The sequence below is a fragment of the Arthrobacter sp. MMS18-M83 genome, from assembly GCF_026683955.1.
Taxonomy (GTDB): Bacteria; Actinomycetota; Actinomycetes; order Actinomycetales; family Micrococcaceae; genus Arthrobacter.
Map to the genome: position 1 here is coordinate 1,694,497 of NZ_CP113343.1, position 14,840 is coordinate 1,709,336.

General features: G+C 62.7%; 16 protein-coding genes. 5 read left to right on the forward strand and 11 right to left on the reverse strand.

What is annotated here, in order from left to right; all coding sequences use genetic code 11:
• Positions 1-2: 2 nt before the first annotated feature.
• The 3 genes from OW521_RS07985 to OW521_RS07995 all read right to left on the reverse strand — a co-directional run bounded on the left by OW521_RS07985 (position 3) and on the right by OW521_RS07995 (position 3,033).
• Complete coding sequence (locus OW521_RS07985) at positions 3-437, reverse strand: MarR family winged helix-turn-helix transcriptional regulator (protein WP_268024334.1); 435 nt, start codon at positions 435-437, stop codon at positions 3-5.
• A gap of 184 nt (positions 438-621) precedes the next feature.
• Complete coding sequence (locus tag OW521_RS07990; RefSeq protein ID WP_268024336.1) at positions 622-1,821, reverse strand: amidohydrolase; 1,200 nt, start codon at positions 1,819-1,821, stop codon at positions 622-624.
• Positions 1,822-1,899: 78 nt separating this feature from the next.
• Positions 1,900-3,033, reverse strand: coding sequence for a mannose-1-phosphate guanylyltransferase (locus OW521_RS07995; protein WP_265978567.1), 1,134 nt, complete (start codon positions 3,031-3,033; stop codon positions 1,900-1,902).
• A 283-nt stretch (positions 3,034-3,316) separates the two neighbouring features.
• On the opposite strand from OW521_RS07995, the gene sdhC reads away from it, so the two are divergent.
• The 5 genes from sdhC (at position 3,317) to OW521_RS08020 (ending at position 7,673) form a co-directional block, all read left to right on the forward strand.
• Positions 3,317-3,652 (forward strand): succinate dehydrogenase, cytochrome b556 subunit, encoded by a 336-nt coding sequence (gene sdhC / locus OW521_RS08000; protein WP_326494037.1) that lies wholly within the window; start codon positions 3,317-3,319, stop codon positions 3,650-3,652.
• 3 nt (positions 3,653-3,655) lie between these two features.
• The gene (locus OW521_RS08005) at positions 3,656-4,120 is read left to right on the forward strand and encodes a succinate dehydrogenase hydrophobic membrane anchor subunit (RefSeq protein ID WP_268024341.1); all 465 of its coding nucleotides are present in this window, start codon (positions 3,656-3,658) and stop codon (positions 4,118-4,120) included.
• A 93-nt stretch (positions 4,121-4,213) separates the two neighbouring features.
• Positions 4,214-6,013 carry a succinate dehydrogenase flavoprotein subunit gene (gene sdhA, locus OW521_RS08010; RefSeq protein WP_268024343.1) on the forward strand — a complete coding sequence of 600 codons (1,800 nt, stop codon included), beginning with the start codon at positions 4,214-4,216 and terminating at the stop codon, positions 6,011-6,013.
• The gene (locus OW521_RS08015; RefSeq protein ID WP_268024345.1) at positions 6,013-6,795 is read left to right on the forward strand and encodes a succinate dehydrogenase iron-sulfur subunit; all 783 of its coding nucleotides are present in this window, start codon (positions 6,013-6,015) and stop codon (positions 6,793-6,795) included. Before sdhA ends, OW521_RS08015 begins: the two co-directional genes overlap by 1 nt.
• A gap of 113 nt (positions 6,796-6,908) precedes the next feature.
• Positions 6,909-7,673, forward strand: coding sequence for an alpha/beta hydrolase family protein (locus tag OW521_RS08020; protein ID WP_268024347.1), 765 nt, complete (start codon positions 6,909-6,911; stop codon positions 7,671-7,673).
• Between the two features lie 4 nt (positions 7,674-7,677).
• Here OW521_RS08020 and OW521_RS08025 read toward each other — a convergent pair whose 3' ends face one another.
• From OW521_RS08025 to OW521_RS08060, 8 genes are all read right to left on the reverse strand, one after another.
• The gene (locus tag OW521_RS08025; protein WP_268024349.1) at positions 7,678-8,775 is read right to left on the reverse strand and encodes a YihY/virulence factor BrkB family protein; all 1,098 of its coding nucleotides are present in this window, start codon (positions 8,773-8,775) and stop codon (positions 7,678-7,680) included.
• Entirely contained in the window at positions 8,708-9,388 is a 681-nt protein-coding gene (locus OW521_RS08030; protein ID WP_268024351.1) for a 2'-5' RNA ligase family protein, read from the reverse strand. The genes OW521_RS08025 and OW521_RS08030 overlap by 68 nt, the downstream gene beginning before the upstream one ends.
• A 4-nt stretch (positions 9,389-9,392) precedes the next feature.
• Positions 9,393-10,484 carry a tryptophan--tRNA ligase gene (gene trpS / locus OW521_RS08035; protein WP_268024353.1) on the reverse strand — a complete coding sequence of 364 codons (1,092 nt, stop codon included), beginning with the start codon at positions 10,482-10,484 and terminating at the stop codon, positions 9,393-9,395.
• 18 nt (positions 10,485-10,502) lie between these two features.
• Positions 10,503-11,336, reverse strand: coding sequence for an exodeoxyribonuclease III (locus OW521_RS08040; protein ID WP_268024355.1), 834 nt, complete (start codon positions 11,334-11,336; stop codon positions 10,503-10,505).
• Positions 11,337-11,346: 10 nt separating this feature from the next.
• The gene (locus OW521_RS08045; protein WP_268024358.1) at positions 11,347-11,919 is read right to left on the reverse strand and encodes a hypothetical protein; all 573 of its coding nucleotides are present in this window, start codon (positions 11,917-11,919) and stop codon (positions 11,347-11,349) included.
• A 65-nt stretch (positions 11,920-11,984) separates the two neighbouring features.
• Positions 11,985-12,818, reverse strand: a complete 834-nt coding sequence (locus OW521_RS08050; RefSeq protein WP_268024360.1) for an ABC transporter permease — start codon at positions 12,816-12,818, stop codon at positions 11,985-11,987.
• Complete coding sequence (locus OW521_RS08055) at positions 12,815-13,669, reverse strand: ABC transporter permease (protein WP_268024362.1); 855 nt, start codon at positions 13,667-13,669, stop codon at positions 12,815-12,817. Before OW521_RS08055 ends, OW521_RS08050 begins: the two co-directional genes overlap by 4 nt.
• A gap of 41 nt (positions 13,670-13,710) precedes the next feature.
• Positions 13,711-14,640 (reverse strand): ABC transporter ATP-binding protein, encoded by a 930-nt coding sequence (locus OW521_RS08060; protein WP_268024364.1) that lies wholly within the window; start codon positions 14,638-14,640, stop codon positions 13,711-13,713.
• Positions 14,641-14,840: the final 200 nt, after the last annotated feature.

The window sequence follows — 14,840 nt, forward strand, 5'->3', positions numbered from 1 at the left end:
GATCAGATGGCTGAATGGAGGGCGGCGGTAAGCCTGCCCAGGGTGTCGTGAAGCTGAGCAAGCTCGTCGGCACTCAAGCCCGCGGCGTCGGCGAGCCGCTGTGGCACGGCGCCTGCCTGAGCACTCAGGGCAAGCCCCGGGTCCGTCAGGTGGATTTCGACGCGGCGCTCGTCTTCGGCCGAACGTCGGCGCTCTACCAGGCCCAAGGCTTCAAGCCTCTTGAGCAGGGGTGACAACGTGCCCGAGTCAAGTCCGAGCTCGACGCCCAGTTCCCTTACGCTTCGCGGCTCGTTTTCCCAAAGAACCAGCATCACGAGGTACTGCGGATACGTCAGCCCAAGCTCATCCAGCACCGGCCTGTAGACCGCCGTGGCCGCCTTCGACGCGGAGTAGAGGGCAAAACAGACCTGGTGGTTGAGACGGGGGGCTTCACTCATGGAAATAACAATAGCCCACAATTAGATTGTGCACAACCCAAGTGAATCAATAACGCTCGCTCACAAACAAGCCCTTCCCCGGCGGCCCTCGCTCACAAACAAGCCCAAACGACGGGATCCTCCTGCAGATGATCTGCAGGAGGATCCCCGGCCTTTCGGCCAAAAGTGAGCGAGCGTCGCAGTTTTAGAGATCCCGCATGGTGCGCAATGCGGCGGCAGCCAAGACTTGGATGGCGAAGCCAAGGGCCCGTTCGTCCACGATGAAGTCACCCCGGTGGAGATCGTATTCTTCGCCGCCCGGCGTGTGGGTGCCGAGCCGCATCATGGCACCGGGCAGGTCGGCCAGGAACCAGGCGAAGTCCTCGCCGCCCATGGACTGGGGGGTCAGGACGACGGCATGCTCACCGAGTTCAGCCCTGGCCGCGGCCTCGATGAGGGCAGTTTCGTGTTCTGAGTTGACCACGGGAGGAACCCCCCGCGTGTGCTCGAGGTGGACGTCCACCCCGTACGGCGCGGCAACTTGCTGGACGACATCGTCCAACAACTCCCCCGCGCTATGCCATGCATCGCGGTCCAGGCAGCGCATGGTCCCTGCCATATAACCATTGGCAGGGATGGCATTGGGCGCGGATCCTGCCGTGATCTGGCCCCACACCACAGAGACTCCGCTGCGGACATCCACGCGACGGGAAAGCACGGCCGGGACGTTGATGGCGATCTGGGCCAGTGCGAAGACCAGGTCCTCGGTCAGATGCGGCCGGGAAGTGTGTCCGCCACGTCCGGTCAGTTCGATTTTGATGGTGTCCGAGGCTGAGGTGATCGCCCCGATCCGCGTGCCGATCTGGCCAACGTTGATGCGCGGATCACAGTGCAGCGCCAGAATCCGCGGGACACCCTGAAGGACGCCCTGCTCGATGCAGGACAACGCACCGCCGGGCATGGTTTCCTCGGCCGGTTGGAAGATGATGCGCACCGTGCCGCCCAGCGGCGATTCCTGGTGCATGGCGTGCAGCACCAGGGCGATTCCGAGCATGCTGGTGGTGTGGACGTCATGCCCGCAGGCGTGGGTCACGCCGTGGTTCTTCGACGCGAACGGAAGCCCGGTCTCCTCGATGATGGGGAGGGCATCGATGTCACCGCGCAACGCCGTTGCGATGGGCCCTTCGCCGACGTCGACCGTCACGCCCGAGCCTTCCAGCCGGCGTGGCTCCAGTCCCGCGGCTTCAAGCCGCTCCACGAGCTTGTCCGTGGTGCGGAACTCCTTGAAGGACAGTTCCGGGTGCGCATGCAAATCCCGCCGGAATTCGATGAGTTCCGGCAAAAGATCGTCAAGCCACGGCCTCACCACGGGAGTCGGCTCGGTTTCAGTAGTGAAATTGCGCACCTCACAACTCTAGCCATCCGCGCCCCTCGAATAACGAAAGGGGTCTCTTGGTTACGGACTGCGCCTCAAGGACTTTGTTTAGAGTACGTCGGTGTCCCCGCTGGCCTTGAGCGCGTCCACCGCTCCCTTGACCCGTTGAGCGTGCTCCTTGGTGGTGACAAGCAGGGCGTCCGGAGTGTCCACGATCACCACGTCCTTGATACCGATAAGCGCGATCACACGCTTGGTGTCGGAGACAACCACGCCGCTGGCGTTTTCGGTGAAGACACGTGCGCCTTCGCCGAGGACCGTCACTTCGTCGACGTCCCCGGCATTGTTGAGGCGGCCGATCGCCGCAAAGTCTCCGACGTCGTCCCAACGGAAGGTACCGGGCACGACGGCGACATCCCCCGCCGCTGCCGCGGGTTCTGCCACAGCGTAGTCAATGGCGATCTTGGGCAGCGTAGGCCACACGCGAGCCGTCACTTCATCGCGCTCCGGAGTGTCCCAGGCTTCCGCAATTTCCTGCAGACCGGCGAACAGGACCGGCTGGTTTGCTTCAAGATGCTTGAGCATGAGCGCCACCGGGGCAACGAACATTCCGGCGTTCCAGACGTAATCGCCGGTCTCTAGGTACTTCTTCGCAATGTCTTCGCTCGGCTTCTCGACGAATTCGATCACCGCATGCGCGTTCGGCGCGTCGTCGATATTGAGCAAGTCGCCGGTGCGGATGTAGCCGAACCCGGTTGAGGGATGGGTGGGCTTAATGCCAATAGTGACGATTTTTCCGGCTGCAGCAGTGTGGATCGCCTCGCGCACGGTTTCCTGGAAGAGGTTGTCCGGGCTGATGACGTGGTCGGCTGCGAACGAACCCATGATGGTGTCCGGATCGCGACGGTACAGGATGGCGGCGGCGAGGCCGATCGCCGCTCCTGAGTCCTTCGGTTCACTTTCCAGGACCAACTCGTCGTCGCCCACTTCGGGAAGCTGGCGGCAGACAGCCGTCCGGTGCGCCACACCCGTAACAACCAGGACCCGGTTGCCGGCCAGTGGTTCGAGCCGGTCGTATGTAGCCCGCAGGAGGGTGCTCCCCGAACCGGTGAGGTCGTGTAGGAATTTTGGCGCAGCAGCACGCGAAAGCGGCCAGAGGCGCGTGCCCACTCCGCCGGCCGGAATAACCGCATGGAAGTGGCGCAATGGCGATTCGAGGCTCGCAGCGTTTTCTATACTCACCGCAACACCTTATCCGACACCCGCGCAAGTCCCACTTTGTGGTCTTCGTCTCACCCTCGCGGCGAAAAGACCGGAATTCAGGCGAACACCCGCAATCTCGTTACAAGAAGGGGCGCCTAAATTGAATAAGCTGTGAGCGAAGCCTAGATTTAGGCTGAGCTACGAGTGCTCTCGCAGCTGGCGTTCCCCCCGCATGGATCCCGTGCCAGCGCCGCTGTGTTGCAGGAAGGTTTATTCAGTGCCGACAAAACCAGCTGGCACCTTGTACCGCGGCCGTGAAGGCATGTGGTCCTGGGTTGGACATCGCATTACCGGTGTTGTGATCTTTTTCTTCTTGTTGGTCCATGTGCTGGACACCTCATTGGTGCGTGTGTCCCCGGAGGCCTATACGGCCGTCATCGGCGCCTACAAGAACCCCATCATGGCCCTCGGCGAAACGGGCCTCGTCGCAGCGATCGTTTTCCACGCCTTCAATGGCTTGCGCATCATCGCCGTTGACTTCTGGAAGAAGGGCGCCAAGTACCAGCGCCAAATGCTGTGGGTCGTCCTGGCACTCTGGCTGGTTACTTTCGCGGCCTTCGCTATTCGCCACCTGTCCCTCGCTCTGGGAGGCCACTAAGCCATGAGTACTGATATTCAGAGTCCCCGCAGCGGAAAGATCGCCCCGCAATACCGTCGCGGCACCGGTTCCAAGGGGAACTTCGAGATGCTCGCATGGCTGTTCATGCGGCTCTCCGGCGTCGTGCTCGTGGTGCTGATCTTCGGCCACCTCTTCGTGAACCTGCTGGTGGGAGAGGGCATCCACGCCATCGACTTCGGTTTCGTGGCTGGCAAGTGGGCAGACCCGTTCTGGCAGTTCTGGGACCTGGCCATGCTGTGGCTCGCGATGCTTCACGGCACCAACGGTGTTCGCACCATCATCAACGACTACGCCGAAAAGGACGCCACGCGCTTCTGGCTCAAGGTGGTCCTGTACGCGGCCAGCTTCGTCATCATCGTTCTGGGCACCCTGGTGATCTTCACGTTCAACCCGTGCCCCGTCGTCAACGGCGTTCAGCTGCCGGGCGGGTTCTGCCCGGCGCCGTAGCGGCTCCGCTGCACCGCTGGCAATGTCCGGCAGTGCACAACACGCGGAGCAGGCTCCGCCGACCATCTGACTTAGAGAGAAAGAGCATCTGGTATGCAGGTCCACAAGTACGACGTCGTTATTGTCGGTGCCGGCGGCGCCGGCATGCGCGCCGCGATCGAATCCGGTCAGCGCGCACGCACCGCAGTACTGACCAAGCTCTACCCCACCCGTTCCCACACCGGTGCAGCCCAGGGCGGCATGTGTGCAGCCCTGGCCAACGTCGAAGAGGACAACTGGGAGTGGCACACGTTCGACACCATCAAGGGCGGCGACTACCTGGTTGACCAGGACGCAGCCGAGGTCATGGCGAAAGAAGCCATCGACGCCGTGCTGGACCTGGAAAAGATGGGCCTGCCGTTCAACCGCACGCCCGAAGGCCGCATTGACCAGCGCCGTTTCGGTGGGCACACCCGTGACCACGGCAAGGCTCCGGTTCGCCGCGCCTGCTATGCGGCTGACCGCACGGGACACATGATCCTGCAGACGCTGTACCAAAACTGCGTCAAGCACAACGTTGAGTTCTACAACGAGTACTACGTCCTGGACCTGCTGCTCGTCGAAGAAGACGCAGTACGCGAAGACGGCACGCCGTACAAGCAGAAGCGCGTTGCCGGTGTTGTGTCCTACGACCTCGCGTCCGGCGAACTCCACGTCTTCCAAGCGAAGTCCGTAGTCTTCGCCTCCGGCGGCGCCGGCAAGGTCTTCAAGACCACCTCCAACGCCCACACTCTGACCGGTGACGGCATGGGCATCGCTTTCCGCCGTGGCATCCCGCTGGAAGACATGGAGTTCTTCCAGTTCCACCCGACCGGCCTTGCAGGCCTGGGCATCCTCCTGACCGAAGGTGCACGTGGCGAAGGCGCTATCCTCCGCAACTCGGAGGGTGAACGCTTCATGGAGCGCTACGCCCCAACCATCAAGGACCTCGCCCCCCGCGACATCGTGGCCCGCGCCATGGCGAATGAAGTCCGCGAAGGCCGTGGTTGCGGCCCGAACAAGGACTACGTCCTCTTGGACCTGACCCACCTTGAGCCCGCGCACATCGAGGCCAAGCTGCCGGACATCACCGAGTTCGCCCGCACCTACCTGGGTGTGGAACCCTTCACGGAGCCTGTTCCCGTGTTCCCGACGGCGCACTACGCCATGGGCGGCATCCCGACGAACATCACCACCGAGGTGCTGCAGGACAACCAGACGATCGTGCCCGGCCTGTACGCCGCCGGCGAGGTTGCCTGCGTTTCGGTCCACGGCTCCAACCGTCTTGGCACAAACTCCCTCCTGGACATCAACGTCTTCGGCAAGCGTGCCGGCGTTGCCGCGGCGGAATACTCCAAGACTGCCGATTTCGTCGAACTGCCCGAGGATCCCGAAGCGCACACCCGCGCCATGCTGTCCGGGCTGCTGGACGGCAACGGAACCGAGCGTGTCGCGCAGATCCGCAAGGAACTGCAGGAAACCATGGACACCAACATGCAGGTGTTCCGCACCAAGGAATCCTTGGAGCAGGTCCTCAGCGACATCGCCGAATTCGAAGCGCGCTACAAGAACGTGGTTGTCCAGGACAAGGGCAAACGCTTCAACCTGGATCTACTGGAGGCCGTGGAACTGGGCTTCCTCCTCGACATGGCGAAGGTCATGACGGTCGGTGCACTGCACCGTGAAGAGTCCCGCGGCGGCCACTACCGCGAGGACTTCCCGGACCGCGACGACGAGAAGTTCATGAAGCACTCCATGGCTTACAAGGACAGCTCGGTCACCACCGAATCGTCAGCCGAATCCGTAGCGGGCATCCGTCTCGAGACCAAGCCCGTTGTCTTTACCCGTTACGAGCCAATGGAGCGTAAGTACTAATGACGACCGAAATGGCTGAGCCGGCCTCCAAGATCGAGCTTCCCGCAGGCATTGGCGGAGGCGGGGAAATTCCCACCTTCAACATCACCCTGCGCGTGCGTCGCTACAACCCGGAAGTCTCGGAAGAGGCCGCCTGGGAAGACCACCAGCTAACCATGTACGGCACGGACCGCGTGCTGGACGCCCTGCACAAGGTCAAGTGGGAGATCGACGGTTCGCTGTCCTTCCGTCGCTCTTGTGCGCACGGCATTTGTGGTTCCGATGCCATGCGGATCAACGGCCGCAACCGCCTCGCCTGCAAGACCCTGCTGAAGGACTTGGACACGTCCAAGCCCATCACTGTTGAGCCGATCAAGGGCCTCCCCGTGGAGAAGGACCTGATCGTGGACATGGAGCCGTTCTTCCAGTCCTTCCGCGAGGTCATGCCCTTCTTGATCAACAAGGGCCACGAGCCCACCAAGGAGCGGCTCCAGTCGGTCAAAGACCGTGAACGCTTTGACGACACCACCAAGTGCATCCTGTGCGCTGCGTGTACCTCGTCTTGCCCGGTGTTCTGGACGGACGGCCAGTACTTCGGTCCGGCCGCGATTGTGAACGCGCACCGCTTCATCTTCGATTCCCGTGACGACGCTGGCGACATGCGCCTGGAGATCCTCAACGACAAGGAAGGCGTGTGGCGTTGCCGCACCACCTTCAACTGCTCGGAGGCTTGCCCCCGTGGCATCCAGGTGACCCAGGCTATCGCCGAGGTCAAGCAGGCCATCCTGGCACGTAAGATCTAGTTTCCGAAGTCAGAGTACGACGACGGTGTCCCCCTTTGTGGGGTACGCCGTCGTCGTTGTTTAAGAGTCGTTCAGGAAAAGCCGGGCGACTCGCAAAGCGAAAGGCGGACAGGGTGTCCAAATCCGTGAAGATCAGCTTCGAAGGCAGCACCGGAGACCTCCTGGCAGGAATCGTGGACGTGCCTGAGGGCCCGGTCCGGGGCTGGGGTGTGTTTTCCCATGGTCTGACCCTCGGCAAGGACAGCCCCTCCGCCTCGCGTATCTGCAAGGGCTTGGCGGACCTTGGCGTCGGTATGCTGCGCTTCGACAACCTTGGGCTGGGCGACTCCGCCGGCGAATGGTCCGCTGGATCGTTCAGCGTGAAAGTGGCAGACACCATCCGAGCCGCCGGGTTCATGCGTGCCGATGACAAGGAAATCTCCCTGCTGGTGGGCCACTCCTTCGGCGGAGCGGCTGTACTAGCGGCGGCCCTCAGCCTTCCCGAGGTACGGGCCGTTGCGACTGTGGGCGCCCCGTTCGAACCCAAACACGTGGAGCACATGTTCGACGCCGAAGTGAGCACGATCCTCAGCGAAGGCAGCGCAGAGGTCAACCTGGGCGGAAGGCGGATGGAGGTTCGCCGCCACTTTGTGGAGGACGTGGAGCAGGCCGACCTCAGGGACTGCATCCGTACCCTGCACAGACCCCTCATGGTGCTGCACTCCCCCACGGACAACACCGTGGGCATCGACAATGCCAGCGAGATCTTCCAAACGGCGCGGCACCCGCGGAGCTTCGTCTCGCTCGAAGGCAGCGACCACCTGTTGACAGGCAAGGGACAGGCAGCCCGGGTTGCCCGGATCATCTCGGCCTGGGCCGGGCAGTACCTCGGCGACTAGCGCCCTACTTTCCCTTCGCGGGGAAGGAATGGATCGGAAGGTGCCGCGATCCGAGGGCAGCCTTGCGGTGGGACTCGTGGGCGTCCCCGTCGGCCTCCCTGATGGCCGACCACGCGGCGGACACCAGATAGACCTGGCTGACCAGGTTGAACCAAATGAGAAGCCCGATGATGATGGCGAAGGGCGCGAGGACAGGATTCTGGCCCGCGCGCGCCAACAACTCGGTGCTGAAGACTTGGAGCGCGGTAGTGCCCACCGCCGCAATGATGGTTCCCTCAATGAAGGCCTGCCGCCCCAGTGGAAGGCTCCCCGCAAGCCGGAAGAGGATGGCCGCCGTCGCCCAGTTCAGCAGCAACGGCACCACCAGCTTCACGATGCCAATCACGGGTCCCGCGATGCCTTCATTCTTGCCGAGGAGGCCAATCACCCAGCTGGCGGCCGTTCCAAAGACCAGGGAGACGCCTGCGCTCAGAACCAGCGCCGCGCCAAGCAACAGGAGCGTCCCGGCGTCGAACAATTTAGCCAGGACCGGGTTGCGGGGCAGCGGCGGCAATTCCATGACCCCACGCAGACCCTCGCGCACGCTCGCGATCCAGCCCAAAGAGGTAAACACGGTGACTACTGCGGCGATGACCGCCGTCCAGCCCAGGCCATTCGGATTGAGCAGCTCATGGGGATTGACCAGGCCCTCGCCGCCGTCCACCTTCAAGAGCCCCGGCGCACTCTTGGCGATGTTCGCAATGATGGCGTCCACCAAGAAAGGCTGGCCGCTCAGGACGAGGCCTGCAATGGAAAACCCGGTGGTCAGCAAACCTGTGATGGAGAAGAACATCGTGAACCCGATGCCGGCGCTCATGAGCGGCCCATGGCGCAGCGAGTAGTGCTGCCACGCCCGCATGGGCCGGAAGGTGTTCAGCCGGGCAAGGAGCAGCTGCACGAAGGCCATCAGCGTGGCGACCGTGCCGGCGTTGGAGTGCCGTGCATGGCCCCAATCGAGCCTGCGATGGATGAGTTGCAGCTTTAGTTTGGCGAGCTCAGTTGGTTGCGGCGGAATCTCCGCTGTTGGCTGTGCTTTCCCGTGCTTGATCTGTGTCGCCGCCAAAGTCGAGCTCTTCCCGTAGCTGCCAAATGCCATTGTCGTCGTGCTCGTAAAGTCCCATGCTAACCACGGGGAAGGTGGCGGTGTAGTTCTTGAGCGCCGTTTCGGCCTCGTCCAAGCTTTCGGGAGCGACGTCGTGGGCTACCGTCACGTGCGGGTGGTAGGGGAAAGGAAGATCGCGTTCCAGGGGCCCGGTCTGCAGTTGTTCATGCAGGCCCACACACTCCTCGAAACCGTCTTCGACCTTCAGGAACACCACCGGGGATACCGGACGGAAGGAGCCCGTGCCGGAAATCGTGATTTTGAACGGCGCCTGGCCCCGGGCGACCTCCCGAACATGCTCCCGCGTAGCTTCCCAATCCCGCGCAGGCGTGGTGGTGACCAGCGTGATGTGGGCGGGGATGGCCTCGGCCATGGGATCACCGAAGGAGGCACGCCATTGCTGCAGCTCCTGCGCCACATCCGGGGGAAAGCCCAGGATGACGCCCACGCACATGCTGTCGCCGCACGCGCTGGCGGACTGGTTTGCATCCGCGTCCCGGCGGGCATCAGTGGACCGGCCGGCTCCCCCTGCAGGGGAGCCGGCCTGGACGCTGAGCTTGCCAGCTGCGCACATGGTTTTAGCGGATTCCTGGTGCTCCGCCGTAAGGCAGGAAGCCCACCTTGGCGTAGACGTCGGCAAGAGTGGCGGAGGCGATCTCGCGGGCTTTGTCCGCCCCATGGGCCAGGAGTCGATCGAGCTCGGCCGGGTCAGCCAGCAGCTCGTTTGCGCGGTCCCGGATAGGTCCGAGGTGCCCGGCGACGAGCTCGGCGAGATCGACCTTCAGATGGCCGTACATCTTGCCCTGGTAATCCGCGACGATCTTTTCCACCGGCTGCCCGCTGATGGATGAGTAAATGCTCAGCAGGTTGGACACGCCGGGCTTGGCTTCACGGTCGAAACGGATTTCCGTCTCAGTGTCCGTGACCGCCGACTTGATGCGCTTGGCCGTGATCTTCGGGTCATCCAGCAGGTTGATCAAACCAGCCGGCGACTCTGCGGACTTGGACATCTTGGCCGTGGGGTGCTGGAGATCGTAGATCTTGGCCGATTCCTTCTGGATGAAGGCCTGCGGCACCTGGAACGTCTCGCCATAGCGGCTGTTGAAACGCTGGGCGAGATCGCGGCTGAGCTCAATGTGCTGCCGCTGGTCCTCACCAACGGGTACGCCGTGCGGCTGGTACAGCAGGATGTCGGCTGCCTGCAGGATCGGGTACGTGAAGAGCCCGACGCTGGCGTGATCCGAACCGTGTTGCAAGGACTTGTCCTTGAACTGGATCATGCGCGAGGCCTCGCCGAAGCCCGTAATGCAGCCTAGGACCCAAGCGAGCTGGGCGTGTTCAGGAACCTGGGACTGGACAAACAGTGTGCACTTGTTGACGTCTACTCCGCCGGCGATGTACTGAGCAGCAGTGACGCGTGTACGGCGGGCAAGCTCGGCAGGATCCTGCGGCACCGTGATGGCGTGCAAGTCCGGGATGAAGAAGATGGCGTCATACTCGTCCTGCATGCGGACCCAGTTGACCAAGGCACCGAGGTAGTTCCCCAGATGGAGGGAGTCGGCAGATGGCTGCATGCCGGACAGGACACGGTGCTTGGCGCCGGCAGCCAGTTTTGTGGATGTTGCCATGGTTGCGGCCGCAGCGGGTTCAGTTGTGGTGGAACTGGTCATGGGGAAACTTTCGAAAGCTTAGAGCTGGTAGTCGACTACCAGCGGTGCGTGGTCGGAGAAACGGGTGTCCCACGACGGCGCCCGGTCCACGACGGCCGAAAGAGCGGCTGCCGCGAGTCCGGGAGTGGCCATGTGGTAGTCGATGCGCCAGCCAGTGTCAGTGTCAAAGGCCTTACCGCGCTGGGACCACCAGGTGTAGGGGCCATCGACATTTCCTGCCAGGCCCCTGTGGACATCCCTCCATCCGATCTCGTCGCCAAAGAAGCGGTCGAAGTACGCACGCTCTTCAGGAAGGAAACCGGCACGCTTGGTGTTGCCCTTCCAATTCTTGATGTCGAGTTCAGTGTGGCCCACGTTGAGGTCGCCAACCACCAGGGCATGCCCACTGTGCTTGGCGAGCTCCGGGAGCCGAGTGATCATGACGTCCAGGAAGCGGTACTTGTCCACCTGCTTGGGGGTATCCACCTCGCCGGAGTGCACATAGGCGCTGACGACGGTCAGGGTAGTGTCCTTGCCACCGCCGTCCCGAACGACGTAATCGGCCTCCACCCAGCGTCCGGTGGTGGCAAAGTAATCGTCACCGATACCCACACGGGTGGCCGTGGGTTCCTGACGGGAGGCAATCGCAACGCCGGCGCGGCCCTTGGCCTCGGCTTCGGCGTGGAGGATGTGCCAGCCTTCGCCGATGAGTTGGTGAACCACCTCATCAGGCGCACGGACCTCCTGCAGGCACAGGATGTCGACGTCGCGCGGTTCCAGCCACTCCGCCATGCCCTTCTTATAGGCGGCGCGAATGCCGTTGACGTTGACCGTTGCGATGCGAAGGAAGTCCTTCTTCAATGCCGAGCTCACCCCGCCTACTCTAGTCGATGATGGTGCCCGAGACGGGCTCGTCGCCGCCACCGGAGGACTTGATCATGTCCCGCGCGTTGCTTGACGTGATGGCGATGGTCTCCAAGGCGCGGTTGATGGTGTCTTGATCGGCAGATTCGCCCTTGGCGCGCTCCGCCTCCACCACGCGAACCTGCACCTGCACAATCTTGAACGAGTGGTCCAGTTTGAGGTCGCGGATTTCATCCGATTCGCTGCGTTCCGAGACCACGCGGGTGCCGCCGTGGTCGGCGCTCGACGACGACGGCGCCCGGCCGGTTGCCGCATTGAACGCGTTCTGTGCTTCGGTGAGTTTTTCTCCAGCCCGCTTGGCAGCCCTCTGGATGCTGAAGACCACGAAGGCGGCCAGGGCGAGCCAGCCGAAGGACACAACGGCGACGATCCAACCGACCACGTCGTTCTGGTTTGCCGCGAAGATCACGGCCACCAGGAAAGCGATGAGCACCACCGTCATGCCCAGTCCACCAATGCGGAAGCCCTTGAAAGGGCTCTTGGCGGAAGCGGACGGAGGAACAGATGACGGGGAGTCGCCGAGAGATTGCATGCACCCATTGTCGCAAACTCCACAGGACGAGCCAGCCGCTTCCACCCCCGGCGAACAGCCTGGTTCTATTTCAGGAAGAGCTTGCGTAGCCGTCCCGTGGTGAGCATGATGCCGAGTGCGATCATCACAAGGTAGTAGGCGATATGGACTGCCGTGGCCGGACTGAAGGAGCCAATGCTGATCTGCCGCAGGAGCTCCACGCCATGCCACAGGGGCATCGCCTGGATGAGCCACTGAATGTATTGCGGATAGACGGTTATCGGGTAGAACGTCGCGCTGAACAGGAACATGGGCAGCATGAAAAAGTTGATCCAGTCCATCTGCTGGAAAGTCTTCATGAAGCTCGTGATGCCCATGCCGAAGCTTGCAAAGCCGAAAGCAATCAGCACGGACGCCGGGATGACCAGGATGGCCCACGGCGTCTTGATGAGGCCCATGACGGCCATGACTGCGGTGAAGCCGGTCGCGTACAGGAGTCCACGAAGCAAGGCGAGGAAAATCTCCCCCATGGCTACATCCAAAGGCCCAAGGGAGGTGTAGAGCATGCCTTGGTACAGCTTGGCGAAGTTCATCTTGAAGAAGACGTTCCACGTGGAGTCGTAGACTGCGCCGTTCATGGCGGACACCGCCAGAAGCGCCGGCGCAATGTAGGCCGCGTAACTGATTTCTTGGCCACCAGGTCCGGCCACGGTGCCTACGATCGGGCCCAGCCCCACTCCCATGGAGATCAGGTACAGCACCGGCTCGAAGAACCCAGACACCAGGATCAGCCAGGTACTGCTTTTTGCCGCCATGAGGCCCCGGGCCACAACAGCAAGCGCATTGCGGGAATACAGCGGGCCGAACGTTCGCTCGCGGGCTGCTTCTGTAGCGCTGTGGCCCCCGGTCAAGGTGCTCATGCCCCCATCCTCTTAACGAACTGCCGCCGTGTCAGCGTCCAGCCGGCGGCAACTGCCCCAAGAAGGAACAAGACGTGGGTCAGGGTTAACACGGGGCTCTCCTCGAGTCCATAGGTGAAGACGCGCCCCAACTGCGTACCGTGCCACACCGGCGAGATCCAGCCGATCCAGCGCACCCCCAGCGGCAGCGAGTCCAGCGGGAAAAAGGTCCCCGAAAACAGGAACAACGGCACCACGACGAACCGCTGCACCAGGGCGAACTGGCCGGAGTCTTTGGTGATGCTCGAGGCATAGGCCATGAGCGGCAGCCCGAAGGACAGCCCGGCCACCGTGGCAACCACCGCCGACACCCACCCCCAAGGACTCGGCGAGGCACCGAACATGGCCACGATGACGAAATAGACCACGGATTGCACGAGGAACTTCAGAGTGCTGGCCATGATGTGGCCCGCGGCAATCTGCTGCGGAACGAGCGGAGAAGCGTGCGGCCCGTAGAACACCCGGCGCCACTTGAAGCCGTCCATGATCGGGTACGAGAAGTCCCCCGACGCCGTCATGACCGCGGATGAGACGAGCAATGCCGGCGCAATGAACGCCAGGTAGCTCACACCGCCGAACACCGCCGTACGGTTCGCATCCACCAGGCTCGCCAGCCCGATGCCCATGGCAAACAGGTATGCCACCGGCTGCCCCACGCTGTAGAGGAACACGGACCAGCCGTAACCACGCATCACACGAAGGGCCTGCTCGGCGTAGAAGAACGATCCCCAGCGCCGCGCCCGGCTGGCCGAGACGGCCGGCGAGTGAGCGCGCAAGGGATGGTCCGCCGTCGGGAGCTGTGCGTCAGCCATACGTCCTCCCGCTCAACTGCTGTCCGCCAGTCAACTGTCGGCTAATCAACAAGGCTCCGTCCGGTCAGCCGGAGGAAGACGTCCTCCAGCGAAGAACGCCGCACCAGCGAGGTCAGGGGGCGGAGCCGGCGCGCCGAGACTTGCTCCAAGGCCGATTCGCCGTCGTCCGCGTAGATAAGCACACGATCCGGCAGCGTCTCCACCCGTTCTCCGACGCCTTCGAGTTCGACGCCGATCGTGGTATTCCGTTCCGAGCCGAAGCGGAGCTCCAAAACCTCGCGCGTCGAATATTCGCGGATCAGGCTGGCCGGCGATCCTTCGGCCATGATGCGGCCTTTGTCCACGACGATCAGCCGGTCGCAAAGCTGTTCGGCCTCATCCATGTAATGCGTGGTGAGGATCAGCGTGACCCCCTGTTCCTTCAGCCTGAACAGCCGGTCCCAGAGGATGTGTCGGGCTTGGGGATCCAGTCCCGTGGTGGGCTCATCCAAGAGCAGGATCTTGGGCTCGTTGATCAGTGAGCGGGCGATCGTCAGGCGTCGTTTCATGCCGCCCGAGAGGGCATCGACCCTGGACTTGGCTTTGTCTGTCAGCTGGGCAAACTCGAGCAGCTCATCGGCCTTCGGGCGCAAGTAGCTCAAAGGGAGGCCGAAGTAGCGCCCATAGACAATCAGGTTTTCGCGGACCTTCAGCTCCTCGTCCAGGTTGTCCTGCTGGGGCACCACGCCCAGGTGCGCGCGGACTTCCGGCCCGTGGGTTTCCGGGTCCAGGCCCATGATGCTGAGCTTCCCGGACGTGCGCTGGGAGACTCCGCCAATCATTTTCATGGTGGTCGATTTACCGGCGCCGTTCGGGCCAAGCAGGCCGAAGGACTCCCCCGCCGAGACTTCGAAGGAGATACCGTCGACGGCTGTGAGCTCGCCGTAGCTCTTGGTGAGATTCTCGGCTGTGATGACTGCGGGTGGGTTCATCTGGAAGCTGGCTGACGTGGAGAAAGAGCGGGTGGCTTCATTGTGCACCCCAGCAGACTAGTAGAGCCAAGGAATACGTGAAAGAGGTATTCCGCAATTTTCTGGAATAACCCGGGGCCTGGCCCGCCCAGGAAACCAGACTGCGGAGGATTCTGCTGGATCATTCCAAGCATCAGGCCCTGGAACCGCATGATTCCAAG